17 protein-coding genes, 2 tRNA genes and 3 rRNA genes are annotated in these 23,620 nt (G+C 60.5%); 9 read left to right on the top strand and 13 right to left on the bottom strand.

Annotated elements, in window-relative coordinates:
• Positions 1-135: 135 nt before the first annotated feature.
• The 10 genes from HU763_RS03175 to aptA form a co-directional block, all read right to left on the bottom strand.
• Positions 136-2,436, bottom strand: a complete 2,301-nt coding sequence (locus HU763_RS03175) for a PqiB family protein (protein WP_186689418.1) — start codon at positions 2,434-2,436, stop codon at positions 136-138.
• Positions 2,429-3,052 carry a paraquat-inducible protein A gene (locus tag HU763_RS03170; protein WP_186689420.1) on the bottom strand — a complete coding sequence of 208 codons (624 nt, stop codon included), beginning with the start codon at positions 3,050-3,052 and terminating at the stop codon, positions 2,429-2,431. The genes HU763_RS03175 and HU763_RS03170 overlap by 8 nt, the downstream gene beginning before the upstream one ends.
• A complete protein-coding gene (locus HU763_RS03165) occupies positions 3,039-3,698 on the bottom strand; it encodes a paraquat-inducible protein A (RefSeq protein WP_186689422.1) in 660 nt (219 codons plus the stop codon). The genes HU763_RS03170 and HU763_RS03165 overlap by 14 nt, the downstream gene beginning before the upstream one ends.
• 263 nt (positions 3,699-3,961) lie before the next feature.
• A 5S ribosomal RNA gene (rrf, locus tag HU763_RS03160) occupies positions 3,962-4,077 on the bottom strand.
• Positions 4,078-4,211: 134 nt separating this feature from the next.
• A 23S ribosomal RNA gene (locus HU763_RS03155) occupies positions 4,212-7,103 on the bottom strand.
• Between the two features lie 245 nt (positions 7,104-7,348).
• Positions 7,349-7,424, bottom strand: a tRNA-Ala gene (locus HU763_RS03150).
• Between the two features lie 26 nt (positions 7,425-7,450).
• Positions 7,451-7,527 (bottom strand) — tRNA-Ile (locus HU763_RS03145).
• A gap of 85 nt (positions 7,528-7,612) precedes the next feature.
• A 16S ribosomal RNA gene (locus HU763_RS03140) occupies positions 7,613-9,149 on the bottom strand.
• Together the 16S, 23S and 5S rRNA genes with 2 tRNA genes alongside form the textbook arrangement of a ribosomal RNA operon.
• 686 nt (positions 9,150-9,835) lie before the next feature.
• On the bottom strand, positions 9,836-11,329 hold the full coding sequence (locus tag HU763_RS03135; RefSeq protein WP_186689629.1) for a CoA-acylating methylmalonate-semialdehyde dehydrogenase: 1,494 nt from the start codon (positions 11,327-11,329) through the stop codon (positions 9,836-9,838).
• A gap of 72 nt (positions 11,330-11,401) precedes the next feature.
• Positions 11,402-12,748 (bottom strand): omega-aminotransferase AptA, encoded by a 1,347-nt coding sequence (gene aptA, locus HU763_RS03130; protein ID WP_186689631.1) that lies wholly within the window; start codon positions 12,746-12,748, stop codon positions 11,402-11,404.
• 114 nt (positions 12,749-12,862) lie between these two features.
• Between aptA and HU763_RS03125 the strand changes: the two genes are divergently transcribed.
• The 5 genes from HU763_RS03125 (at position 12,863) to HU763_RS03105 (ending at position 17,213) form a co-directional block, all read left to right on the top strand.
• The gene (locus tag HU763_RS03125; protein WP_186689751.1) at positions 12,863-13,783 is read left to right on the top strand and encodes a LysR family transcriptional regulator; all 921 of its coding nucleotides are present in this window, start codon (positions 12,863-12,865) and stop codon (positions 13,781-13,783) included.
• A gap of 90 nt (positions 13,784-13,873) precedes the next feature.
• Positions 13,874-14,536, top strand: coding sequence for a TetR/AcrR family transcriptional regulator (locus HU763_RS03120; protein WP_170028128.1), 663 nt, complete (start codon positions 13,874-13,876; stop codon positions 14,534-14,536).
• Between the two features lie 9 nt (positions 14,537-14,545).
• On the top strand, positions 14,546-15,130 hold the full coding sequence (locus tag HU763_RS03115; RefSeq protein ID WP_170028127.1) for an IMPACT family protein: 585 nt from the start codon (positions 14,546-14,548) through the stop codon (positions 15,128-15,130).
• 362 nt (positions 15,131-15,492) lie between these two features.
• The gene (locus HU763_RS03110; protein ID WP_186689633.1) at positions 15,493-16,179 is read left to right on the top strand and encodes an SDR family oxidoreductase; all 687 of its coding nucleotides are present in this window, start codon (positions 15,493-15,495) and stop codon (positions 16,177-16,179) included.
• An 86-nt stretch (positions 16,180-16,265) separates the two neighbouring features.
• On the top strand, positions 16,266-17,213 hold the full coding sequence (locus HU763_RS03105; RefSeq protein WP_186689635.1) for an adenosine deaminase: 948 nt from the start codon (positions 16,266-16,268) through the stop codon (positions 17,211-17,213).
• Between the two features lie 19 nt (positions 17,214-17,232).
• On the opposite strand, the gene HU763_RS03100 is transcribed toward HU763_RS03105, so the two are convergent.
• On the bottom strand, positions 17,233-17,946 hold the full coding sequence (locus HU763_RS03100) for an ArsR/SmtB family transcription factor (RefSeq protein WP_186689637.1): 714 nt from the start codon (positions 17,944-17,946) through the stop codon (positions 17,233-17,235).
• A 487-nt stretch (positions 17,947-18,433) separates the two neighbouring features.
• Here HU763_RS03100 and HU763_RS24655 point away from each other — a divergent pair, with 487 nt between their 5' ends.
• Entirely contained in the window at positions 18,434-18,631 is a 198-nt protein-coding gene (locus HU763_RS24655; RefSeq protein ID WP_225931920.1) for a hypothetical protein, read from the top strand.
• Here the strand turns inward: HU763_RS24655 and HU763_RS03095 are convergent.
• Positions 18,582-19,763 (bottom strand): multidrug effflux MFS transporter, encoded by a 1,182-nt coding sequence (locus HU763_RS03095; RefSeq protein WP_186689639.1) that lies wholly within the window; start codon positions 19,761-19,763, stop codon positions 18,582-18,584. The two genes, HU763_RS24655 and HU763_RS03095, sit on opposite strands and share 50 nt — an antisense overlap.
• Before the next feature lie 122 nt (positions 19,764-19,885).
• Positions 19,886-20,083 carry a heavy-metal-associated domain-containing protein gene (locus HU763_RS03090; RefSeq protein ID WP_186689641.1) on the bottom strand — a complete coding sequence of 66 codons (198 nt, stop codon included), beginning with the start codon at positions 20,081-20,083 and terminating at the stop codon, positions 19,886-19,888.
• 140 nt (positions 20,084-20,223) lie between these two features.
• Between HU763_RS03090 and HU763_RS03085 the strand changes: the two genes are divergently transcribed.
• Genes HU763_RS03085 through cueR form a run of 3 tightly spaced genes read left to right on the top strand, consistent with a single transcriptional unit; the run spans position 20,224 to position 23,470 of the window.
• Positions 20,224-20,610, top strand: a complete 387-nt coding sequence (locus HU763_RS03085) for a hypothetical protein (protein WP_186689643.1) — start codon at positions 20,224-20,226, stop codon at positions 20,608-20,610.
• Between the two features lie 53 nt (positions 20,611-20,663).
• Complete coding sequence (locus HU763_RS03080; protein ID WP_186689645.1) at positions 20,664-23,063, top strand: heavy metal translocating P-type ATPase; 2,400 nt, start codon at positions 20,664-20,666, stop codon at positions 23,061-23,063.
• Positions 23,060-23,470 carry a Cu(I)-responsive transcriptional regulator gene (gene cueR, locus HU763_RS03075; protein WP_170028119.1) on the top strand — a complete coding sequence of 137 codons (411 nt, stop codon included), beginning with the start codon at positions 23,060-23,062 and terminating at the stop codon, positions 23,468-23,470. Before HU763_RS03080 ends, cueR begins: the two co-directional genes overlap by 4 nt.
• Positions 23,471-23,620: the final 150 nt, after the last annotated feature.

The following is a 23,620-nucleotide window of genomic DNA, read 5'->3' as shown; positions in this document are numbered from 1 at the left end:
GGCCTTGTGTCGCGATCGGGCTGCGTAGCAGCCCCTCGATTGCAGCTGCAACGCAGATACCGCTGGGGCTGCCTTGCAGCCCGATCGCGACACAAGGCCGCTCCTACAAAGAGGCGAGCCTGAGGTGGCCCGGTACTACTTGGCTATCTGAATCTTCGGCGCCCACTTCAGCCAGTCTTCTTCGGCCTGATCAAACAAGGCAAACGTCTGCTGCGGCCGTGCCGGGGTGCCCATCTGGTCACCATCCGGCGTGGCGAAGGCGATACCGCCGTCGATCAGGGTCTCCACCGACTCGGTACGCACCGAAGCCCCTTTGAACAGCCCCCAGTCGAAACCGAAGCCACTGCTGTTCCAGAAGCGACTGCCGCTGCGTACCAGGGCCGCATAGCGCGGCTCGATCAGGATATGGATCAGCACGCGGTCAGCACTCTGGCCCAACTCGAAGCCTGTCACCTTGCCCACCGCAACCTCGCGGTAGGTCACCGGCACGCCCGGCTTGATCGAGCCACGGCGCGGCGCGCTGAGCGTCAACGGCAGGCCGACTTCCGGCCCAGCCACTTGCGGAGCCTCGGCCAGCGCGATGAAGTCACGCTGCGGGCCACGGTCCTTGGCTGCCGGCTGCACTTCCAGGTATTGCCCGCCGACCAGGGTGTCGAGGTTCTGGGTGCGCACCAGGCCAAAAGCCGGCTTGACCACCCAGAACTGCGTGCCGACCCGGGCAATACGGTCTGCAGCTTCGGTAATACGTGCCCGCAGCAATACCGCCTGCAGGTCATCCGTGAGGTCGACGCTCTCGATGCTGCCTACATCCAGGCCACGGAAGCGGATAGCCGTACCCGGCTTCAAACCATCGGCACGGTCGACACGGATGGTGACCAACGTTCCAGCGCGGTTGGCCGCTTCCTGGCTGTCATGCAGGCGGAAGCGCGGAATATGGCGTTTGAGCGCCACATCGGGTCGCGGCGTGTCGAAGGCGATACCACCGGCCATCAGCGTCTGCAGCGACTCACTCTTGATCTTGATGCCGGACAGACCGCCACTCAGCGTGATACCACTGACGTTCCAGAAGCGCGACGAGCCGTTGACCAGTTTTTCGTATTCCTTCTCGATATGCACGCCGATCAGGATGCGGTTGCTGTTACGCGCAAACTGGTAGCTCTGCACGCTACCCACCTTGACCTGGCGGTACATGACCGGGCTACCGATCTCCAGCGAGCCCAGGGTGTCGGCGAACAACACCATGTGCAGGCCAGGTGCCTTCAGATCGAGTGGCGGCGCCTTGGCACGGGCCTCGAACTCACGCTCGGGGCGCGCGCCCTTCTCGCCGGGACGGATAGCGATGTAGTTGCCTTTGACCAACGCCTCCAGGCCGGTTATACCCGCCAACGAAATCGATGGTTTGACCACCCAGAACTGCGTGCCCTCGACCAGGTAGTCCTCGGTCAATGGGTCCAGCGTCAATTCGGCCGATGCGCTGGCCAGGTTGTCTTCCATCTTCAGGGTTTTCAGCGAGCCGACCTGGATTCCCTTGTACATTACCGGCGTACGCCCCGCCTGCAGGCCTTCATAGTCGCTCAGCTTCAGCTTTACCCGGATACCGGCCTGGGCCGCGTCGAAATCTTCATACAGGCGGAACGGCAGGCTGGAGTCGGTAGGCGGGCTGTCCTTGCGGTGTTCCGGCGTGGCGAAGGCGATACCACCAGCCACGATGCTCGACAGCGACTCGCTGCGCACCTTCACCCCCGACAGCGACGCATCGATGCTGACGCCGCTGGCGTTCCAGAAACGTGTGTGCTTGCGCACCAGGCTGGCGTATGCCGGCTCGATGAAAACTTTGATTTCGACGGTGCTCTGGTCGTCGGAAAGACGATAGCTTTTCACCCGGCCGACCTGGATCTGCTTGTAGAACACAGGGCTGTCACGGTTAAGCGAGCCCAGCCGGTCGGCCTTGAGGGTCAGGTGCAGGCCGGGCTCGGTGTCCGACAGCGGCGGTGCCACTTTCAACGCGGTGAAGCGCTTGGTACGTTCACCCTCCCCCGGGCTGACGGCGATGTAGTTACCTGACACCAATGTCTCAAGACCGGAAATACCCGCCAGGCTGACACTTGGCTTCACCAGCCAGAAGCGCGTGCCCTTGGTCAGGTGGGGCTCGGCAGCCTTGTTCATCTCGATGGTGGCGATCACCCCTTGGTTCTCGCCCTTGGCATCCAGGACCAGGCGGGTCACCTTGCCAACCGGCATGCCCTTGTAGATGACCTCGGTCTTGTTGGCGACGATCCCCTCACCCGATTCGAAGCGCACTTCAATTTCCACCCCGGCATCACGGTAAGCCTGCCAGGCCAGCCAACCACCGATCATCAAGGCGATCAAAGGCAGTATCCAGATGGCCGACCAGTTCGAGGCTGGGCGGGTTTTAGCCGTTGGCAGGTCACTCATGGTCGTCATCCGACTCCGTGTTATCCCAAATCAGTCGGGGATCGAAAGTTAAAGCAGCAAGCATTGTCAGGATCACCACAGTTGCAAAGGCGACAGCGCCCAGGTTGGCTTCGACACTGGCGATACGGCCAAAATTCACCACCGCCACCAGGATGGCGATAACGAAGATATCAAGCATGGACCAGCGCCCGATGAATTCGATGAAGCGGTACATCAATATCCGTTGCCGCGCCGAAAGCGGCTGCCGCCGCTGAACGGAATACAACAGCAGGCCAATGCCCACCAGCTTGAAGGTGGGCACCAGGATACTGGCAATGAACACCACCGCAGCAATGGGCACCATGCCATGCTTGAGCAAGGTAATGACGCCGGACATGATCGTGTCAGGGCTACCTTGGCCGAGGGTACTCACGGTCATGATCGGCAGCATGTTGGCCGGAATGTACAGGATCGATGCAGCGATCAGCAGCGCCCAGGTACGCACGATGCTGTTCGGGCGGCGGGCATGCACGATGGCGCCGCAGCGTGTGCAGGTTTGGGAAGTGCTGCCCGGCTCTTGCCGGTTCAGCTCGTGACATTCGTTGCAGACCAGAATGCCCGCATCAATCGCCCGCATGCAGGTCCTCCCCCGATAACGCACTCCAGATCTGGTGCGGCGACATCACCACTTCGAGCCATACCTGGATCAACAGCAGGCTGATGAAGCAGAACAACCCCAGGCCCACGGTCAGTTCAGCCAGGTCCACCAGTTTGACGATGGCCACCAGCACTCCCATGAAATAGACCTCAAGCATGCCCCAGTCACGCAAGTGGTGATAGATGCGGTAGAACAGCAGGCCGTAATCACGCCCGATGTCCAACCGGATGCTCAACAGTACGGCCAGTTGGCACAGGAGTTTTGCCAGGGGTATGGCCATGCTGCAAAGGAATACCACTACGGCCACGCCGCGCATGCCTGAGTTGTACAGGCCCAACACGCCGCTCCACACGGTATCGTCCGATGTCTGGCCCAGCAGGTGCAGTTGCATGATTGGCAGGAAATTGGCCGGCACGAACAGCAGCAGGGCAGTCAGCACCAACGCCAGGCTACGGTTGACCACGTTGTGCCGATGGGCATAGAGCTCGTAGCCGCAGCGTGGGCACAAGGCCTTTTCATCATGCTGGAGTACGGGCTTGCGCAGCAGCAAATCGCATTCATGGCAGGCAACCAGCTCGTCCAACGGCAAGCGGGCCAATGATTCGGGTTCGACAGGGTTGGGCATATAGCGCTTCTGAATAGGTGCGTGGGGCTATTCTAGTGTTCTTGCCTGGATAGTGGGAGCGGGCCTTTCGTGCGATCGGTGTAGGAGCGGCTTTAGCCGCGAAACCGGCGACGCGGTTTGCCAGGTAGCTCGGCGTTGCAGGGTGGCGGCCGCTGTGCGGCCGGTCGCGACGCAAGGCCGCTCCTACAGGGCGCGCGCTTGTTTTGCCGGCGCAAAGACAAAACCCCTACCTGCATGCGCAGATAGGGGTTTTGCGAAATGAATCTTGACGATGACCTACTCTCACATGGGGAAGCCCCACACTACCATCGGCGATGCATCGTTTCACTGCTGAGTTCGGGATGGGATCAGGTGGTTCCAATGCTCTATGGTCGTCAAGAAATTCTGTTGCCAGAAGGTCTTGGTAGACACTCCAGCGAATTCGGATATGTGATGTTCGTGGTTCGTTGCGAACTTTCGGTTCGTATCATCTTCACCACCGCAATCTGCGTCAGCAAATTGCTTGGGTGTTATATGGTCAAGCCTCACGGGCAATTAGTATTGGTTAGCTCAACGCCTCACAGCGCTTACACACCCAACCTATCAACGTCGTAGTCTTCGACGGCCCTTCAGGGAACTCAAGGTTCCAGTGAGATCTCATCTTGAGGCAAGTTTCCCGCTTAGATGCTTTCAGCGGTTATCTCTTCCGAACATAGCTACCCGGCAATGCCACTGGCGTGACAACCGGAACACCAGAGGTTCGTCCACTCCGGTCCTCTCGTACTAGGAGCAGCCCCTCTCAAATCTCAAACGTCCACGGCAGATAGGGACCGAACTGTCTCACGACGTTCTAAACCCAGCTCGCGTACCACTTTAAATGGCGAACAGCCATACCCTTGGGACCGGCTTCAGCCCCAGGATGTGATGAGCCGACATCGAGGTGCCAAACACCGCCGTCGATATGAACTCTTGGGCGGTATCAGCCTGTTATCCCCGGAGTACCTTTTATCCGTTGAGCGATGGCCCTTCCATACAGAACCACCGGATCACTAAGACCTACTTTCGTACCTGCTCGACGTGTTTGTCTCGCAGTCAAGCGCGCTTTTGCCTTTATACTCTACGACCGATTTCCGACCGGTCTGAGCGCACCTTCGTACTCCTCCGTTACTCTTTGGGAGGAGACCGCCCCAGTCAAACTACCCACCATACACTGTCCTCGATCCGGATAACGGACCTGAGTTAGAACCTCAAAGTTGCCAGGGTGGTATTTCAAGGATGGCTCCATGAGAACTGGCGTCCCCACTTCAAAGCCTCCCACCTATCCTACACAAGCAAATTCAAAGTCCAGTGCAAAGCTATAGTAAAGGTTCACGGGGTCTTTCCGTCTAGCCGCGGATACACTGCATCTTCACAGCGATTTCAATTTCACTGAGTCTCGGGTGGAGACAGCGCCGCCATCGTTACGCCATTCGTGCAGGTCGGAACTTACCCGACAAGGAATTTCGCTACCTTAGGACCGTTATAGTTACGGCCGCCGTTTACCGGGGCTTCGATCAAGAGCTTCGCTTGCGCTAACCCCATCAATTAACCTTCCGGCACCGGGCAGGCGTCACACCCTATACGTCCACTTTCGTGTTTGCAGAGTGCTGTGTTTTTAATAAACAGTCGCAGCGGCCTGGTATCTTCGACCGGCATGGGCTTACGGAGCAAGTCCTTCACCCTCGCCGGCGCACCTTCTCCCGAAGTTACGGTGCCATTTTGCCTAGTTCCTTCACCCGAGTTCTCTCAAGCGCCTTGGTATTCTCTACCTAACCACCTGTGTCGGTTTGGGGTACGGTTCCCAGTTATCTGAAGCTTAGGAGCTTTTCTTGGAAGCATGGTATCAACCACTTCGTCGCCTAAAGGCAACTCGTCATCAGCTCTCGGCCTTGAAATCCCGGATTTGCCTAAGATTTCAGCCTACCACCTTAAACCTGGACAACCAACGCCAGGCTGGCCTAACCTTCTCCGTCCCTCCATCGCAATAACTGGAAGTACAGGAATATTAACCTGTTTTCCATCGACTACGCTTTTCAGCCTCGCCTTAGGGACCGACTAACCCTGCGTCGATTAACGTTGCGCAGGAAACCTTGGTCTTTCGGCGTGCGAGTTTTTCACTCGCATTGTCGTTACTCATGTCAGCATTCGCACTTCTGATACCTCCAGCAAGCTTCTCAACTCACCTTCACAGGCTTACAGAACGCTCCTCTACCGCGTCATCAAAGATGACACCCGTAGCTTCGGTGCATGGTTTGAGCCCCGTTACATCTTCCGCGCAGGCCGACTCGACTAGTGAGCTATTACGCTTTCTTTAAAGGGTGGCTGCTTCTAAGCCAACCTCCTAGCTGTCTAAGCCTTCCCACATCGTTTCCCACTTAACCATGACTTTGGGACCTTAGCTGACGGTCTGGGTTGTTTCCCTTTTCACGACGGACGTTAGCACCCGCCGTGTGTCTCCCATGCTCGGCACTTCCAGGTATTCGGAGTTTGCATCGGTTTGGTAAGTCGGGATGACCCCCTAGCCGAAACAGTGCTCTACCCCCTGGAGTGATACATGAGGCGCTACCTAAATAGCTTTCGAGGAGAACCAGCTATCTCCGAGCTTGATTAGCCTTTCACTCCGATCCACAGGTCATCCGCTAACTTTTCAACGGTAGTCGGTTCGGTCCTCCAGTCAGTGTTACCTAACCTTCAACCTGCCCATGGATAGATCGCCCGGTTTCGGGTCTATACCCAGCGACTAAACGCCCTATTAAGACTCGCTTTCGCTACGCCTCCCCTATTCGGTTAAGCTCGCCACTGAATATAAGTCGCTGACCCATTATACAAAAGGTACGCAGTCACCTAACAAAGTAGGCTCCCACTGCTTGTACGCATACGGTTTCAGGTTCTATTTCACTCCCCTCTCCGGGGTTCTTTTCGCCTTTCCCTCACGGTACTGGTTCACTATCGGTCAGTCAGTAGTATTTAGCCTTGGAGGATGGTCCCCCCATGTTCAGACAAAGTTTCTCGTGCTCCGTCCTACTCGATTTCATTGACAAGAGATTTTCGTGTACGGGGCTATCACCCACTATGGCCGCACTTTCCAGAGCGTTCCACTAATCTCAAATCAACTTAAGGGCTGGTCCCCGTTCGCTCGCCACTACTAAGGGAATCTCGGTTGATTTCTTTTCCTCAGGGTACTTAGATGTTTCAGTTCCCCTGGTTCGCCTCTTGCACCTATGTATTCAGTACAAGATACTCAGCTTGTGCTGAGTGGGTTCCCCCATTCAGAGATCTCTGGATCACAGTCTGTTTGCCGACTCCCCAAAGCTTATCGCAGGCTACCACGTCTTTCATCGCCTCTGACTGCCAAGGCATCCACCGTATGCGCTTCTTCACTTGACCATATAACCCCAAGCAATCTGGTTATACTGTGAAGACGACATTCGCCGAAAATTCGCATGTTGCTCTTTCGAGCAGAACTCACAAATTTTACCTTAGCCTGATTAACCAGCAGTGAAACTGGCCATCAGTCTATATCTATCACATATCCGAATTTTTAAAGAACGATCTGACAAAAGCCAGAAATCAACATTCACATTGGAATGCTCATTTCTAAGTTCTGAGCAGTGCTGCGAAACCTGAAAGAGTGGTGGAGCCAAGCGGGATCGAACCGCTGACCTCCTGCGTGCAAGGCAGGCGCTCTCCCAGCTGAGCTATGGCCCCGTGTATTCTAGGCCGCACCAAGTAATTGGTAGGTCTGGGCAGATTTGAACTGCCGACCTCACCCTTATCAGGGGTGCGCTCTAACCAACTGAGCTACAGACCTATAACAGGGTCGCGTTACAGCATCGTCTTTTACAATGAATCAAGCAATTCGTGTGGGAGCTCATCAGCAGGCTGATGTCGTCGATTAAGGAGGTGATCCAGCCGCAGGTTCCCCTACGGCTACCTTGTTACGACTTCACCCCAGTCATGAATCACACCGTGGTAACCGTCCTCCCGAAGGTTAGACTAGCTACTTCTGGTGCAACCCACTCCCATGGTGTGACGGGCGGTGTGTACAAGGCCCGGGAACGTATTCACCGCGACATTCTGATTCGCGATTACTAGCGATTCCGACTTCACGCAGTCGAGTTGCAGACTGCGATCCGGACTACGATCGGTTTTGTGAGATTAGCTCCACCTCGCGGCTTGGCAACCCTCTGTACCGACCATTGTAGCACGTGTGTAGCCCAGGCCGTAAGGGCCATGATGACTTGACGTCATCCCCACCTTCCTCCGGTTTGTCACCGGCAGTCTCCTTAGAGTGCCCACCATAACGTGCTGGTAACTAAGGACAAGGGTTGCGCTCGTTACGGGACTTAACCCAACATCTCACGACACGAGCTGACGACAGCCATGCAGCACCTGTGTCAGAGTTCCCGAAGGCACCAATCCATCTCTGGAAAGTTCTCTGCATGTCAAGGCCTGGTAAGGTTCTTCGCGTTGCTTCGAATTAAACCACATGCTCCACCGCTTGTGCGGGCCCCCGTCAATTCATTTGAGTTTTAACCTTGCGGCCGTACTCCCCAGGCGGTCAACTTAATGCGTTAGCTGCGCCACTAAAATCTCAAGGATTCCAACGGCTAGTTGACATCGTTTACGGCGTGGACTACCAGGGTATCTAATCCTGTTTGCTCCCCACGCTTTCGCACCTCAGTGTCAGTATCAGTCCAGGTGGTCGCCTTCGCCACTGGTGTTCCTTCCTATATCTACGCATTTCACCGCTACACAGGAAATTCCACCACCCTCTACCGTACTCTAGCTCGCCAGTTTTGGATGCAGTTCCCAGGTTGAGCCCGGGGCTTTCACATCCAACTTAACGAACCACCTACGCGCGCTTTACGCCCAGTAATTCCGATTAACGCTTGCACCCTCTGTATTACCGCGGCTGCTGGCACAGAGTTAGCCGGTGCTTATTCTGTCGGTAACGTCAAAACAGCAAGGTATTAACTTACTGCCCTTCCTCCCAACTTAAAGTGCTTTACAATCCGAAGACCTTCTTCACACACGCGGCATGGCTGGATCAGGCTTTCGCCCATTGTCCAATATTCCCCACTGCTGCCTCCCGTAGGAGTCTGGACCGTGTCTCAGTTCCAGTGTGACTGATCATCCTCTCAGACCAGTTACGGATCGTCGCCTTGGTGAGCCATTACCTCACCAACTAGCTAATCCGACCTAGGCTCATCTGATAGCGTGAGGTCCGAAGATCCCCCACTTTCTCCCGTAGGACGTATGCGGTATTAGCGTTCCTTTCGAAACGTTGTCCCCCACTACCAGGCAGATTCCTAGGCATTACTCACCCGTCCGCCGCTGAATCAAGGAGCAAGCTCCCCTCATCCGCTCGACTTGCATGTGTTAGGCCTGCCGCCAGCGTTCAATCTGAGCCATGATCAAACTCTTCAGTTCAATACTGCTTGGGTTTTTAAGAAACCCTAAACTTGGCTCAGCAATCTCAAATGACTATGTGATTTCTCGCATGGCCACTTGTGATGCTGATAATCTTTGTGACTATCAGTCCGTACTCACAAGCACCCACACGAATTGCTTGATTCGATTTGTTAAAGAGCGTTTGGCTAAGAGCGTTTCGTCTCAACCGAGGCGCGCATTCTACGCCTTCCTCATTTGCTGTCAAGCGTTTATTTTGAAGTTTTTTGCGAGAAACTCGTTTAGCTTCAAACACTTGACTCGCTGCGATCTCTCGTAGCGGGAGGCGAATCATACAGCGTTTTGAAACGCTGTCAACCTTCATCTCGACCGCTGCCGATCATTCGATCGTAGCACTTTCAGCTTCTTCGTTACTACTTAACTCTTTGATGAGCAAGGAGTTTTTCGTTCCGATGTCGCTGGAAGTGGGGCGCATTATAAGGGCATTCGAAACCGCGTCAACCTTTAATTTCATTAGGCTGGAATATTTCAGGCGAAGACCCTATCAAGGCCACCAGATGCTCGCCTACACCTTCGGCGCCCATGAGATCGAGCGCCGCGCGGGCGGCGCTCGATTCACGCCCCACCCCAAAAACCAAGGCAAACCACCCAGCACCCCAAAAACAAAGCGGGGAGGCCTACCGGCCTCCCCGCTTCTTCACTATCCCTTACAAACTAGGGAAGGCAAACTGCGAAGCCTCATGGCTGGCGCGTTGCGGCCAGCGCTGGGTGATCGCCTTGCGACGGGTATAGAAACGCACCCCGTCCGGCCCATAGGCATGCAGGTCACCAAACAGCGAACGCTTCCAGCCACCAAAGCTGTGGTAAGCCACCGGCACTGGCAACGGTACGTTCACACCGACCATGCCCACTTCGATCTCGTCGCAGAACAGCCGCGCCGCTTCACCGTCACGGGTGAAGATGCAGGTGCCATTGCCATATTCGTGATCATTGATCAGCTGCATGGCCTGCTCCAGGCTGTTCACGCGCACCACGCACAGCACCGGGCCAAAGATCTCTTCCTTATAGATGCGCATCTGCGGGGTCACTTTGTCGAACAAGGTGCCACCCACAAAGTAGCCATCCTCATTACCGGCTACTCGGTAGCCTCGGCCATCCACCACCAGCTTGGCGCCAGCAGCAACACCCTCGTCGATGTAGCCCACCACCTTGTCACGGGCTGCAGCAGTCACCAACGGGCCCATGTCCAGGCCGCACGAAGTGCCAGCACCGATCTTCAGCGCCTTGATCTGCGGTTCGAGCTTGGCAATCAGCGCATCCGCCACCTGGTCACCCACGCACACCGCTACCGAAATGGCCATGCAACGCTCGCCGCAGGAACCATAGGCCGCGCCCATCAGTGCGCTGACCGCATTGTCCAGGTCGGCATCGGGCATCAGCACTGCGTGGTTCTTGGCACCACCCAGGGCTTGCACGCGCTTGCCACGCTTGGTGCCTTCGGCATAGATGTACTCGGCGATCGGGGTCGAACCGACGAAGCTCAGGGCCTTCACCTCCGGCGCTTCGATCAGCGCATCCACCGCTTCCTTGTCACCATGCACCACGTTGAGGATGCCCTTCGGCAGGCCGGCTTCGTGCAGCAGCTGGGCGATGTACAGGGTCGAGCTCGGGTCACGCTCGGAAGGCTTGAGGATGAACGCGTTACCGCAGGCGATGGCCAACGGATACATCCACAGCGGCACCATGGCCGGGAAGTTGAACGGGGTGATACCGGCAACCACGCCCAGCGGCTGGAAGTCGGACCAGGCGTCGATGTTGGGGCCGACGTTGCGGCTGTACTCGCCTTTCAGCACTTCTGGCGCTGCACAGGCGAACTCGACGTTCTCGATGCCACGCTTCAGTTCGCCGGCAGCGTCTTCCAGGGTCTTGCCATGTTCTTCGCTGATCATCTGCGCAATGCGAGCTTCGTTCTGCTCCAGCAGCTGCTTGAAGCGGAACATGACCTGGGCACGCTTGGCCGGTGGGGTGTTGCGCCACGCCGGGAAGGCCGCCTTGGCCGAGTCGATCGCCTGCTGCACGGTCGCGCGGCTGGCCAGCTCGACCTTGCGTACAGCCTGGCCAGTGGACGGGTTGAAGACATCGGCGCTGCGCTCACCCTTGGTAACCAGCTCGCCGTTGATCAGGTGCTGAACAATGCTCATGCAAAACTCCAGATAAGAAGGTTGAGCCAAGCGCGCGATCTGCTCGCGCACCTGACCTCAGAATCGGACAGATCAGTCGATCAGGTTCAGGGTCTCGCCCACTGCGTCGAACAGGCGGTCCAGTTGCTGCGGCGTGGTGTTGAAGGTTGGGCCAAACTGCAGGGTGTCGCCACCAAAGCGCACATAGAAGCCAGCCTTCCACAGCTTCATCGCCGCTTCGTACGGACGCACAATGGCATCACCGTCACGGGCCGCGATCTGGATCGCGCCGGCCAGGCCGTAGTTGCGGATGTCGACGATGTTCTTCGTGCCCTTCACGCCGTGCAGCAGCTTCTCGAAGAGCGGCGCCAGCTCGGCAGCCGACTGCACCAGGTTTTCCTTCTGCAGCAGGTCCAGTGCCGCGATACCGGCGGCGCAAGCTACCGGGTGGGCCGAGTAGGTGTAGCCATGTGGGAATTCCACGGCGTATTCCGGGGTCGGCTGGTTCATGAAGGTCTGGTAGATCTCGCTGCTGGCAATGACCGCGCCCATCGGGATGGCGCCGTTGGTCACCTGCTTGGCGATGCACATCAGGTCCGGGGTCACGCCGAAGGCTTCGGCACCCGTCATTGCACCCATGCGACCGAAACCGGTGATCACTTCGTCGAAGATCAGCAGGATGTTGTGCTGGGTGCAGATTTCACGCAGACGTTTCAGATAACCCTTTGGCGGCGGCAGTACGCCAGCCGAACCCGCCAGTGGCTCGACGATCACCGCCGCGATATTGGACGCATCGTGCAGCTCGATCAGCTTGAGCATCTCGTCGGCCAGGGCGATGCCGCCCTCTTCCGGCAGGCCCTTGGTGAACGCGTTCACCGGCAGCACGGTGTGAGGCAGGTGGTCGACATCCAGCAACTGGCCGAACAGCTTGCGGTTGCCGTTGACACCCCCCAGGCTGGTGCCGGCGATATTCACGCCGTGGTAGCCGCGGGCACGGCCGATGATCTTGGTCTTGGTCGCCTGGCCTTTCAGGCGCCAGTAGGCGCGCACCATCTTCAGGGCGGTGTCGGCACACTCGGAACCGGAGTTGGTATAGAACACATGGTTCAGGTCGCCCGGGGTCAGCTCGGTAATTTTCTCGGCCAGCTGGAACGACAGTGGGTGGCCGAACTGGAAGGCCGGAGAGTAATCCAGGGTACCGACCTGGCGGGCTACCGCCTCGGTGATCTCCTTGCGGGTGTGCCCGGCGCCACAGGTCCACAGGCCGGACAGCGCGTCGAAGATCTTGCGCCCCGTGTCATCGACCAGGTGGTTGCCTTCGGCCGCCACGATCAGGCGCGGGTCGCGCTGGAAGTTGCGGTTGGCGGTGTAGGGCATCCAGTGGGCATCCAGCTTGAGCTGGCTGGCGATACCGGCGCTGGCGGTTTCGGGCATGTTCATTGCGGTTCCTCGGAAGACGATTAGGCAACGATGGATGTTGTTGCAGCTAAGGTGGCACGGCGATAAAGTCTGAAAAAGCCAACATTTCTAACCTTCAGACAGGCCCTGACTAAACTGATGAGCCGACGCCCCGATCCACTCGCCCAAGTCAGCGATTTCGACATCCGCCTGCTGAAGATCTACCGCAGCGTCGTCGAGTGCGGGGGCTTCTCGGCTGCCGAGAACGTGCTGGGCATAGGTCGCTCGGCCATCAGCCAGCAAATGAACGACCTGGAGCAACGCCTGGGCCTGCGCCTGTGCCAGCGCGGTCGCGCCGGGTTCTCGCTGACCGAGGAAGGCCGCGAGGTCTACCATTCGGCCCTGCAATTGCTCAGCGCCCTGGAAAGCTTCCGCACCGAAGTCAACGGCCTGCACCAGCATTTGCGTGGTGAGCTGAACATTGGCCTGACCGACAACCTGGTCACCTTGCCGCACATGCGCATCACCCATGCCCTGGCCGAACTCAAGGACCGTGGCCCCGATGTACGCATCCAGATCCGCATGATCGCCCCCAGCCAGGTCGAACACGGCGTGCTCGACGGCAGCCTGCACGTCGGCGTGGTGCCGCAGACCAGCCCGCTGTCGGGCCTGGAGTACCAGCCGTTGTACAGCGAGCGTTCGCTGCTGTACTGCGCCGTCGGCCACCCGCTGTTCTACGCCGATGACCAGCAGGTAGATGACGACCGCCTCAACAGCCAGGAAGCCATCGCCCCCACCTTCCGCCTGCCGGCCGAGATCCAGGCCCATTACCAGGCCCTGAACTGCACGGCCAGCGCTTCGGACCGCGAGGGCATGGCGTTTCTCATCCTTACCGGGCGTTACATCGGCTACCTGCCAGACCACTACGCCACGTTCTGGGTCCAGCAAGGCCGCCTGCGCGCGCTCAAGCCCCGGCAACGCTTCTATGACCTGAGCCTCAGTTGGGTAACGCGCAAGGGCCGGCGGCCAAACCTGGTGCTGGAAAGCTTCCTCGAGAGCCTGGCTGCGACACGCTGATGCCAGTCTTTGCCGCTAACGCTTGTCACTTCGGCGCAGGCAGGTAATCTTGTCCGACAGCCGCAGCCACTGACCCGTACGGAATCGTCCATGACCCTAGAAGTCCCTGCGCATCGCCTCGCCACCTCGGGCAAGCCCGCGGGCCGCATCCGCCAGAAGAACGAACAGGCCATTATCCAGGCCGCCGAAGACGAGTTCGCCCGCCATGGTTTCAAGGGCACCAGCATGAACACCATCGCCCTCAAGGCAGGGTTGCCCAAGGCCAACCTGCACTACTACTTCACCAACAAGCTGGGCCTGTACATTGCCGTGCTCAGCAACATCATCGAGTTGTGGGACAGCACCTTCAACGCCTTGAGCGTCGACGACGACCCCGCCGAAGCCCTGAGCCAGTACATCCGCACCAAGATGGAATTCTCCCGGCGCAACCCGCAAGCCTCGCGGATTTTCGCCATGGAAGTGATCAGCGGTGGCACCTGCCTGACCGAGTACTTCAGTGCCGACTACCGCGAATGGTTCCGCGGCCGGGCCGCGGTGTTCCAGGCCTGGATCGAGGCCGGCAAGATGGACCCGGTCGACCCGGTGCACCTGATCTTCCTGCTCTGGGGCAGTACCCAGCATTACGCCGACTTCGCTACCCAGATCTGCCAGGTTACCGGTCGTAGCCGCCTGACCAAGCAGGACATGGAAGACGCGAGCAACAACCTTATCCACATCATCCTGAAAGGCTGCGGCATCAAGCCGGCTGCCTGACCGTCATTTATGCCTTCTACCCTGCTTGACCTGTGCGAATTCCGCGAGGAAATCCGCAAAAGCCGCTTCATCACCCTCGCCGGGCCCATCAGCAGTGCCGCGGAAGCGATGAGCTTCATCGAACGCCACAGCGACCTGGCCGCTACCCACAACTGCTGGGCCTGGAAGCTTGGCGCCCAGTACCGCAGCAGTGATGACGGCGAACCGGGGGGCACCGCCGGGCGACCGATCCTGGCAGCCATCGAAGCGCAGGACTGCGACCAGGTGGTGGTGCTGGTGATCCGCTGGTACGGCGGTATCCAGCTGGGCACCGGTGGCCTGGCCAGGGCCTACGGCGGCGGTGCCAACAAGTGCCTGCAACAGGCCCCGAAGCGGCTGCTGGTGCAACGCAGCGAATTCACCTGCAGCTGCGGTTTCAGCGAACTGGCGCTGGTGAAGTTGCGCCTGGCGGAGGTTGACGGGTTGGTGCTCGACGAGCAGTTCACTGCCAATGGTGTTGATCTGCTGATTGCCCTCGGCGATGCCCACCTGGCGTCATTGCAGCAACAACTGGCCGACCTGAGCCGGGGGCGTATTCTGCTCGAAGCGCGCTGAACATTGCCCACAACAACTGTGGGCCGGCCTGTGGATAAGCTTGGGGCACTCGCTTGCAGGCCAATGTTTTCAAGGCCTACAGAGCCATGGTCATTTTTTAACCAGAACATTGGGATAGCTTCGAACAGCTGAAACCTCACGAGTTATCCCCAATGCAACGGCCAAACCACCCACCTTCCCTCTGAACTTGCACACAATAACTGTGGAACAGCTTGTGGATAACCCGTGCGCCAACAGGCCAGGCGCCCGGCCACGCAGGACCGTGGGTAACTGGTCAATTTTTATCCACTCAGAGAACGGGCACCGGTGCCCACGGTGACGTATGCTCATTACCTTTCATACACCGATAAAGGAATGATCCTATGGCTTCTTCAAGATCGGCCCTCATCATCGGCGCCTCGCGCGGATTGGGCCTTGGCCTGGTGCAACGCCTGCATGAGGACGGCTGGAACATTACCGCCACCGTGCGCAACCCGCAGCAGCCCGGGGCGCTGGCCGATGTGCCCGGCGTGCGTATCGAGCAGTTGGAAATGAACGACACGGCCCAGCTGGATGGCCTCAAGCAGCGCCTGCAAGGCCAGGTGTTCGACCTGGTCTTCGTCAACGCCGGCATCATGGGGCCCCTGCCCCAAGACCTGGAAGCCGTGCAGAACAGGGACATCGGTGAGCTGTTCATGACCAACGCCGTGGCACCGATCCGCGTGGCCCGCCGCCTGGTCGGCCAGGTCCGTGAAGGTAGCGGTGTGCTGGCCTTCATGAGCTCGATCCTGGGCAGCGTGACCATCCCCGACGGTGGCGAGATCTGCCTGTACAAGGCCAGCAAGGCAGCACTCAACTCGATGATCAACAGCTTCGTCGTCGAGCAGCAACGTCCCGACCTGTGTGTGCTGGCCATGCACCCAGGCTGGGTAAAGACCGACATGGGCGGCGAGAACGCCGAGATTGACGTGCTGACCAGTACCCGCGGCATGCTCGAACAGATCAAGGCGCAAAGCGGCCACGGCGGCCTGCGTTTCATCAACTACAAGGGCGAACCCCTGGTCTGGTGATTCAGCGGGTTGCAGCCTGGCCGGGCGCATTGCCCAGCCAGGCCCTGTAGAATGGCAGCAACCGTACCTGATCGAGATGACCCACTATGTATGACTGGTTGAACGCCCTGCCCAAGGCCGAACTGCACCTGCACCTGGAAGGCTCGCTGGAGCCCGAGTTGCTGTTCGCCCTTGCCGAGCGCAACAAGATCGCCTTGCCGTGGGCCGACGTGGAAACCTTGCGTGGTGCCTATGCCTTCAACAACCTGCAGGAATTCCTCGACTTGTATTACCAGGGCGCCGACGTGCTGCGCACCGAGCAGGACTTCTACGACCTGACCTGGGCCTACCTGCAACGCTGCAAGGCACAGAATGTCATCCACACCGAACCGTTTTTCGACCCGCAAACCCACACCGACCGTGGCATCCCCTTCGAAGTGGTGCTCAATGGCATCGACCACGCGCTCAAGGATGGCCGCAAACAACTGGGCATCAGCAGTGGCCTGATCCTCAGCTTCCTGCGCCACCTCAGCGAAGAAGAAGCGCAGAAAACCCTCGACCAGGCGCTGCCGTTCCGCGATGCGTTCATTGCCGTTGGCCTGGACAGCTCGGAAATGGGCCACCCGCCCAGCAAGTTCCAGCGTGTGTTCGATCGCGCTCGTAGCGAAGGCTTCGCCGCCGTTGCCCATGCCGGTGAAGAAGGCCCACCCGAGTACATCTGGGAGGCCCTGGACCTGCTGAAGGTCAAGCGCATCGACCACGGTGTGCGCGCTATCGAGGACGAGCGCCTGATGCAGCGCATCATCGACGAGCAGATCCCGCTCACGGTGTGCCCGCTGTCGAACACCAAGCTCTGTGTGTTCGACCACATGAGCCAGCACAACATCCTCGACATGCTCGAGCGCGGCGTGAAAGTGACGGTCAACTCGGACGACCCGGCCTACTTCGGTGGCTACGTCACCGAAAACTTCCACGCCCTGTACACCCACCTGAGCATGACCGAAGCCCAGGCCCGTCGCTTGGCCCAGAATAGCCTGGATGCGCGGTTGGTCTGAATGAAGGACGGTGTTGCGGTCAGCCGACCTGCAACGTCGCCACGCGGGCAATGCGATTGATCTGCTGGATGCCCAACGCCGAGATATGCAAGGCTCGCGTATCCTCGGCCTCGCGCATCCAGCCAGATTGAAGGAACAACCTGAACAAGGCCTGCCCCAGCACGCCGCCCAGATGCGGCCCCTGGTCGTTGCGCTCGGTGCAGTGGCAGATCACACAGCCACGTTGCTGGTGAGGCGCCAGCGCATCTATGTAGACCCCGACCAGCGCCAACTGCGCCCGCCCTTCATCACTGACCATCAGCTGCCGACCACTGCCCTCCAGCCAGCCGGCGACCACCAGGCGGTGATACAGCTCACTGGCCAGCTCCCCGCCCAGATGATCACCACAGCGGCGCGCCCGGCGTACCGACATGGGCAAGGGTGCCACCGATGCCTTGGCCTGCGTCCCCTTGGCGCTTTCCAGCTGGACACTGGCCAGCGCCTCCACTGCGGCCCCGACCTGCGGAGTCGCCAGGCAGAAATAGCGCTTGCGCCCGCGCGCTTCATGCCGGAGCAAGCCGGCAGACGACAACAAGGAAAGGTGAGCGCAGGCCGATGACGAGGTCAGGCCGGTCATCACCGCAAGCTCTTTGGCCAAGCGTGGTGTGCCATCGATCAATGCCCACAACATGGCACTGCGCTTGGGGTCGGCCATCAGGCTGGCGATCTGGCTGATACTGCTGGCTGCGTTCATGTCCCTGTAACTCCCTGCAAGTTCACTGTGTGGATGCGATGGCCAACCCTGGCAGGGAAGCACCTCTCGCTGGCACTGGCCTGGCTCGCCAGTATAAGCCGCAAAAAACGCCACTCAGGCAGCCCTAGCGCGGCGGCACCTCCGCGCGGAAACAACTGGGTAGGTGTACCCATGGTGAACCGGGAACAAACCTGCAAACCCACCCCAAGCCGCGCGCTGAAGCAGCCGGGGCGCACAGCCTGCTGGGCCGCGACGTAGCACGGTAGAAACACCAGGCACAACTTCGGATGTGCCCGACAGTTGCCTTCCACAAATAACGCAGACCAAAGCGAAGGTTCCACGCGCTCATGGGCGTTGCGCCCTGGGGTGCAGAAGGACTGGCGAACCAGCCTGCTCGACCGTCAGTCAGGACGCTGTTGCAGGCCATGGCAGGCAGGAGGGGCGGCGCTACACTACAGCGGCTGTTTCCCTGTGGAGGTATGCCGCGATGAAGATTGTCGTCAGCACGTCTAGCCGAAACCCTGCCTGCCCGTGGCAGGTGCAACTCGATCAACACGTGGTCAGTTTCCGCAGCGAGGCCGAAGCGCGTGCCTTCGTCGCCACGCTGGAAACCCGCCTGCAGGCACCTCACCCGCTTATGCGCGAGCCCTGGCCTGCAAGCGCCGGGTCAGCAGCGCGACACTGACGACCAGCGCGCCGCACAAACTGATTACCAGCGCCATCGGTATCGCACTGCCGTCATGCAGCAGCCCGACCAGCGCCGCCGCGCCGGCAGCGACACTGAACTGCAGGCAGCCCATCAGCGCCGAGGCACTGCCAGCCCGGGCACCCTGCCCGCTCATGGCACAAGCCGAAGCATTGGGGATGATGCAGCCGAGGCTGGCGATGCACACGAACAATGGCACCAACAATGGCCACAACTGCGCCGGCCGCAGCGCCGCCACGCCCAGCAGCACCAGCCCGGCAGCCAGGTATAGCCAAACCGCCCGGGCCAGCAGGAATGCCGGGCCACGCTTGGCCAGCAAACGGGCATTCACCTGCGCCACGAGGATGAAACCGGCAGCATTGGTGCCGAACAACCAGCCGTAATGCTCGGCCGGCACACCGTAGAGCTTGATGAAGACGAACGGTGAGCCGGCAATGTAGGCGAACATCCCGGCAATCGCGATGCCGCCGGTCAAGGCATGGCCGAGGAACACCCGGTCAGCGAACAGCCGCAGGTATTGGCGCAAGGCGCCAGACAACGGCTGGCGCGGCATGTGCGCAGGCAGGCTTTCCGGCAGGCCGAGGCTGATTGCCAGCAGGCAACCGGCACTGAACAGGCTCAGGGCGAGGAAGATCGATTGCCAGCCGGCCAGGTTCACCAGTACCCCACCGAGCATCGGCGCCAGGATCGGCGCCAGGCCCATGACCAGCATCAATTGCGAAAACACCTTGGCCGAGGCCACCGGGTCGCACTTGTCGCTGACGATGGCGCGCGACAGCACCATACCGGCGCAACCGCCCAATGCCTGGACAAACCGCGCCAGCACCAGGGTGTCGAGGTTGGGAGCATAGGCACAGGCCAGCGACGCCAGGGTGAACAGGGTCACGCCGAACATCAGCGGTTTGCGTCGACCAAAGCGGTCAGCCACCGGGCCATAGGCCAGTTGGCCGATGGACAAACCGAGGAAATAGGCCGCCAAGGTGATCTGGACGTGTTTTTCATCGGTGGCGAACGCCTGCGCCATGGCCGGGAAGGCTGGCAGGTAGAAGTCGATCGCCAAGGGCCCGAACGCACTGAGTGCGCCCAGGATGAGCACCATTCGCAGGTTCATCAGGAATCCATAGCAGGCTAAGCAAGTATTTGATTCTACCTGCTATGCACCCCATCAGTACGAAAACATTTGCAACAATCTTGCCTGTTCGCCGCGGCCCGTGGAGGAGCGGCCTTGGCCGGTCATGCCACTTCGGCTTGATAGCCTTCTTCCCGAATGGCGTTGAGGATCTGCTCCTGCGCCAGCTCGCTGTGCACCCGTACCTGCCTGGCCGCCAGGTCGACTTCCACCTTGGCCGCAGCATCCTGCGCCTGCACCGCCTGGATCACGGCCTTCACACAGTGGCCACAGGTCATGCCTTGTACATTGAACACTTGCATGGTTACCTCCTTCAGTTTTGGCCAGTCTCAAGCTTGCCACCGGGTCAAGGTCAAGTCTTGCCAACAACTGCCGGGGTGGAAATCCGCGCGCGCGTCGGCCAAGCTGCGCCTTTGACGATCAGGCAAGCAGGAGATTCTTCATGTTCAGGGCAGTATTGGGCGCCGTCGGGCTATTGAGCACGCTGGCTGCGGTGCCACCGGCCAGCGCCGAGGGCAACTCGGACTACAGCGTACTGATCATTTCCCGCGAGCGCCTGGAAGTGGCCACCAGTTGTGAAATCGGCATCTACCTCAACGACCAGCTCTCCGGGCGCGTATTCCAGGAGCAGTCCACCTCGTTCAACCTGCCAGCAGGCCCCGTGGATGTGCGCCTGCGCATGTTGCCCGGGCAAATGCCGGGCTGCGCGCCAGGCATCGAGGACCAACGCAGCACACGATTGAACCTGCAGGCGGGCCAGATCAACAAATACCGCATCGCCATGGGGCAACATGGGCTGGAGTTGCAACGAGCCGGCCTGGGCTATTGACCTTACCCGCGTGGCAAGGTTGATGCTGGCGGCATGCCCAAGGAGGAGAGCCCATGCCCGCATCTACCACTTATGACCTGCCGATCGCCGGCATGACCTGCGCCAGCTGTGCCGGCCGGGTCGAACGCGCCCTGCGCAAGGTCACCGGCGCCGAGCAGGTCAGTGTCAACCTCGCCACCGAACAGGCCCGGATCCAGGCCCCGGCCAACAGCCTGCCTGCGCTGGTCGATGCCGTACGCGAAGCCGGCTACAGCGTGCCCACCCGCACCGTCGAGCTGCAGATCGGCGGCATGACCTGCGCCAGCTGCGTCGGGCGCGTGGAGCGTGCCCTTGCCAAGCTGCCCGGTGTGGAGCAGGTGAGTGTCAACCTGGCAAGCGAACGGGCACACCTCGCAGTGCTGCCGACCGTCGACGACAACCTGCTGATCGACGCGGTGCAAAAGGCCGGCTACAGCGCCAGCCTGCCGCAAACGGCCCGGGACGACCAAGCTGCCGCCCAGCGGCGCCTGCGCCACGAACGCCTGGCCGTCGGCGCGGCCCTGGTGCTGGCCTTGCCGCTGGTGTTGCCCATGCTGCTACAACCGTTTGGTGTGCACTGGATGTTGCCCGCCTGGGTGCAGTTCGTGCTCGCCACGCCAGTGCAGTTCGTGCTCGGGGCCCGCTTCTACGTGGCGGCCTGGAAGGCCGTGCGCGCCGGCGCCGGCAACATGGACCTGCTGGTGGCCCTGGGTACCAGCGCCGGTTACGGCCTGAGCCTGTACCAATGGGCGCAGGCTTCGGCGGGCATGGCGCCACACTTGTATTTCGAAGCCTCGGCCGTGGTGATTGCCCTGGTGCTGCTGGGCAAGTACCTGGAAAGCCGCGCCAAACGCCAGACCGCCAGCGCCATCCGCGCCCTCGAAGCCCTGCGCCCGGAACGGGCCGTGCGCGTCGTCGATGGCCGCGAAGAAGACGTTGCCATCGCCCAGCTGCGCCTCGGCGACCTGGTGCTGGTCAAGCCTGGCGAGCGCTTTCCGGTCGATGGCAAGGTCGAGGACGGCAACAGCCATGCCGATGAAGCGCTCATCAGTGGCGAAAGCCTGCCGGTGCCCAAGCAACCTGGCGACAACGTCACCGGCGGCGCCATCAATGGCGAAGGCCGGCTGCTGATACGCACCCAGGCGCTGGGCACCGAAACCGTGCTGGCACGCATCATCCGCCTGGTCGAAGACGCCCAGGCCGCCAAGGCCCCGATCCAGAAGCTGGTCGACCGGGTCAGCCAGGTGTTCGTCCCGGCCGTGCTGGTGCTGGCGCTGGTTACCCTGGGCGGCTGGTGGCTGGCCGGCGCGCCGCTGGAAATCGCGTTGATCAACGCCGTTGCCGTGCTGGTCATCGCCTGCCCCTGTGCACTCGGCCTGGCCACCCCCGCCGCGATCATGGCCGGCACCGGGGTCGCCGCCCGCCACGGCATCCTGATCAAGGACGCTGAAGCCCTGGAACGTGCGCATGCGGTCAACCGCGTGGTGTTCGACAAGACCGGCACCCTCACCTCCGGCAGCCCGCGGGTAGTGCACAGCCAGGCGCAGGTAGGCAGCAGCGCCGACCTGCACCGCCTGGCTGGCGCCCTGCAGCGCGGCAGCGAACACCCGCTGGCCAAGGCGGTGCTGGCTGCCTGTGCCGAACAAGGGCTGGATGTCCCCGCCGTCACCGGCAGCCAGGCGCTGGCCGGGCGCGGCATCGCCGGCTGGGTGGAAGGCCGCGAGCTGGCCCTTGGCAACCGCCGCCTGCTCGACGAAAGCGCCCTGCCAGCCGGAGACCTGGCTGCCCTGGCCCAAGCCTGGGAAGCCGAAGGGCGCACCCTGTCGTGGTTGGTCGAACGCGGCACGCAGCCCCGTGTGCTGGGCCTGTTCGCCTTTGGTGACAGCCTCAAGCCCGGCGCCGCGCAGGCGATCGAGGCCCTGCATGCACAAGCCATCAGCAGCCACCTGCTGACCGGCGACAACCGCGGCAGCGCCAAGGTGGTGGCTGACGCGCTGGGCATCGACGATGTGCATGCCGAAGTGCTGCCGGCCGACAAGGCGGCAACCGTGGCCGCATTGAAGCGCGATGGCGTGGTCGCCATGGTCGGCGACGGCATCAACGATGCGCCGGCGCTGGCCGCCGCCGATATCGGCATTGCCATGGGCGGCGGCACCGACGTGGCCATGCAGGCCGCCGGCATCACCTTGATGCGCGGTGACCCGCGCCTGGTGCCGGCTGCGTTGGAGATCTGCCGCAAGACCTACGCGAAGATCCGCCAGAACCTGTTCTGGGCGTTCATCTATAACCTCATCGGCATCCCGCTGGCCGCGCTGGGTTACCTCAACCCGGTACTGGCGGGCGCCGCCATGGCCCTGTCCAGCGTCAGCGTGGTGAGCAACGCGTTGTGGCTCAAGGCCTGGAAACCCACCAGCGATACCCAGGAGGCTCCATGAACATCGGCCAGGCCGCCCGCCGCAGCGGGCTCAGCACCAAGATGATCCGGTACTACGAGTCCATCGGCCTGCTCAAGCCCGCCACACGCAGCGACAGCGGCTACCGCCTGTACCAGGCCGAAGACCTGCACAGCCTGGCATTCATCAAGCGCTCCCGCGACCTGGGCTTCTCCCTTGAGGAAGTTGGCAAGCTGCTGACCTTGTGGCAAGACCGCCAGCGTGCCAGCGCCGATGTCAAGGCGCTGGCCCTGCAGCACATCGATGAGCTGAACCGCCGCATCGAGGAACTGGTGAGCCTGCGCGACACCCTCGGGGAGCTGGTTTCCCACTGCCAGGGGGACGACCGCCCGGATTGCCCGATCCTCAAGGACCTGGCAAATGGCGCTGCGGGCGGCTGCTGTCACTGAGGCGCCCCGTGCCTGCAGCAGGCCCCATCGGTTCAAACACGACCGCTAGTCACTCGCCCGCGACTTGATCCAATAAATACGGGGACTTTTCCTACATTAAACCCAGATGCTGCCGATGTAATTGTTACCTGCTTCGAGTAGCGACAATAA

Source organism: Pseudomonas anuradhapurensis (genome assembly GCF_014269225.2).
GTDB classification, from domain to species: domain Bacteria; phylum Pseudomonadota; class Gammaproteobacteria; order Pseudomonadales; family Pseudomonadaceae; genus Aquipseudomonas; species Aquipseudomonas anuradhapurensis.
This window is presented reverse-complemented; position numbering and strand designations above follow the sequence as displayed.